3 protein-coding genes are annotated in these 2,664 nt (G+C 66.0%); all 3 read left to right on the forward strand.

The features are described 5' to 3' along the window. Positions 1-1,314: long-chain-fatty-acid--CoA ligase (locus ABYB95_RS21000; RefSeq protein ID WP_372661476.1), on the forward strand; the 1,314-nt coding region annotated here is incomplete at its 5' end. 4 nt (positions 1,315-1,318) lie between these two features. Next, complete coding sequence (locus ABYB95_RS21005) at positions 1,319-1,546, forward strand: hypothetical protein (protein WP_372661479.1); 228 nt, start codon at positions 1,319-1,321, stop codon at positions 1,544-1,546. A 27-nt stretch (positions 1,547-1,573) separates the two neighbouring features. Next, on the forward strand, positions 1,574-2,572 hold the full coding sequence (locus ABYB95_RS21010; RefSeq protein WP_372661482.1) for an MDR family oxidoreductase: 999 nt from the start codon (positions 1,574-1,576) through the stop codon (positions 2,570-2,572). Positions 2,573-2,664 lie beyond the last annotated feature (92 nt).

Consider the following 2,664-nt stretch of genomic DNA (forward strand, 5'->3'; position numbering starts at 1 on the left):
GCCGATCTGGCGGGCGAACTGGCGCAGGCCAACACGGCACTGGAGGCCGACCAGCGCTTGCGCCACATGGTGGTTGCGCAATACCGCGATGCCATGGGCGAGCAGGCCCAGGTGCCGGCGGCCTGGCAGGCCTGGCTGTGGGCCACCCACGCGGTGCCCGACGTGCCGGGTGGCAGCGCGTGCACATGGGCACAGGCGCTGGCGTGTTCGGCGCCGCTGCCGCCCTTGACGGTGGGCCCGTCCGATCTGGCCGTGCTGCCCTACACCAGTGGCACCACCGGCCTGCCCAAAGGCTGCATGCACACGCACGCCAGCATCATGCACAACGCGGTGGCCAGCAGCCTGTGGGGCAACGGCAGCGCCGATGCGATCACCTTGCTGGTGGTGCCCATGTTCCACATCACCGGCATGGTGTCGGGCATGCACGCGGGCATTTATGGCGGCGCCACGCTGGTCATCATGCCGCGCTGGGACCGCGATCTGGCCGGGCAGCTCATTTCCCGCTGGCGTGTGACGAGCTGGACCAACATTCCGACCATGGTGATCGACTTGCTGGCCAGCCCCAACTTTGCCCAGTACGACTTGTCCAGCCTGGTCTACATCGGTGGTGGCGGTGCGGCCATGCCGCAAGCGGTGGCGCAACGCCTGCAAGAGCACTACGGTTTGCGTTTCGCCGAGGGTTATGGCCTGACCGAGACCGCCGCGCCATCACACAGCAACCCGCCCGACGCACCCAAGCAGCAATGCCTGGGCATTCCGTTCATGAGCGTGGATGCGCGCGTGATCGATCCCATCACGCTGACCGAGATGCCGGTGGGCGAGCAGGGCGAAATCATCATGCACGGCCCCAGCGTGTTTGCGGGCTACTGGAAGCAACCGGGCGCGACCGAAGCGGCCTTCATCGACTTCGAGGGCAAGCGCTTCTTTCGCTCGGGCGATCTGGGCCGTGTGGACGAGGACGGCTACTTCTTCATCACCGACCGCTTGAAGCGCATGATCAACGCCAGCGGTTTCAAGGTCTGGCCGGCCGAGGTGGAGGCGCTCATGTTCCGCCACCCGGCGATTGCCGAGGCCTGCGTGATCGCGACCACCGACGCCTACCGGGGCGAAAGCGTGAAAGCGGTGGTGGTGTTGCGCGCCTCGGCCAAGGGCCAGACCAGCGAGCAAGACATCGTCGACTGGTGCCGCGACAACATGGCCGCCTACAAATACCCACGGGTGGTGGAGTTTGTGGACGCGCTGCCCAAGAGCGGGAGCGGCAAGGTCATGTGGCGCGCCTTGCAGGAAAGCGAGAACCAACGCACGGCACAATGAGCGCATGTCAATTTTATCTTCCGCCTGGCAGCGGCTCTGGCAACCGAGCCGTGGCACCTTCTGGTTGGTGTTGGCCTTCAACGGCTTGTCTTCCGCGCTGGTCTGGTGGGTGCACCTGAACCAGCCAACGCTGGGCCTGCGCTTGTTCTTGAGCGTGCTGGCGCTGGTGAATGCCGCGCTGGGCTGGTGGCTGGCGATCCGCCTTTGGCGCGAAAGCGCGCCCCCGTCCTGAGCACCGAAACCAACCGAGGAGTTCCACATGTTCCAAGCTTTGCTGGTCACCAAACCCGATAGCGGCTACCGCTGCGATCTGACACAGCTCGACGAGGCCCAGTTGCCCGCCACGGGCGACGTCACTGTGCGCGTGGCCTGGTCCACCCTCAACTACAAAGATGGTCTGGCCATCACCGGGCGCTCACCCGTGGTGCGCCAGTTTCCACTGGTGCCGGGCATAGATCTGGCCGGTACCGTGGAGCAAAGCGACCACCCCAAATGGAAGAAAGGTGATCAGGTTCTGCTGAACGGCTTTGGCGTGGGCGAATCGCATTGGGGTGGCTTGGCGCAAATGGCGCGCGTCAAGGGCGACTGGCTGGTGCGCTTGCCCAAGGGTCTGAGCGAACGCGACGCCATGGCGCTGGGTACGGCGGGCTACACCGCCATGCTGTGCGTGCAGGCCTTGCAACGCCACTGGGACGCAGCGGGCGTGGCGCCCGGCAGCGGCGAGGTGCTGGTCACTGGCGCGGGCGGCGGTGTGGGTGGTGTCGCCATTGCCTTGCTGGCGCAGATGGGCCATACCGTGGTGGCGTCCACCGGCCGATTGGAAGAGGCCGACTATTTGAAGTCGCTGGGCGCGACCGAGGTGATCGACCGCCAGAGCTTGAGTGCAGCCGGCAAGCCCTTGCAAAAGGAACGCTGGGCGGGCGTGGTGGATTCGGTGGGCAGCCACACCTTGGCCAACGCCATTGCCAGCACCCGCTACGGCGGCGCGCTGGCGGCTTGCGGTCTGGCACAGGGCATGGACTTGCCGGCCAGCGTGGCGCCGTTCATCTTGCGTGGTGTGACGCTGTACGGCATCGACAGCGTGATGGCGCCCATGGCCCAGCGCGAGAGTGCCTGGGCGCAGCTGGCGCGCGATCTGGATCACAGCAAGCTGGCGGCCATCACCACCGAGGTGGCATTGGCCGACGCCGTGGGCTATGGCGAAAAAATCCTGGCCGGGCAGGTGCGCGGGCGCCTGGTCGTGAACGTGAACGCCTGACGGCAGACGTCTAGGAGCCTGCGCGGCAGAAGAAGCGTCGGCTGCAAATCGCCCGCAGCGGTCCATTTTTCACCGTCTATTTGCCCCATAGC

This window comes from Hydrogenophaga sp., from assembly GCF_041633695.1.
Taxonomy (GTDB): domain Bacteria; phylum Pseudomonadota; class Gammaproteobacteria; order Burkholderiales; family Burkholderiaceae_C; genus Hydrogenophaga.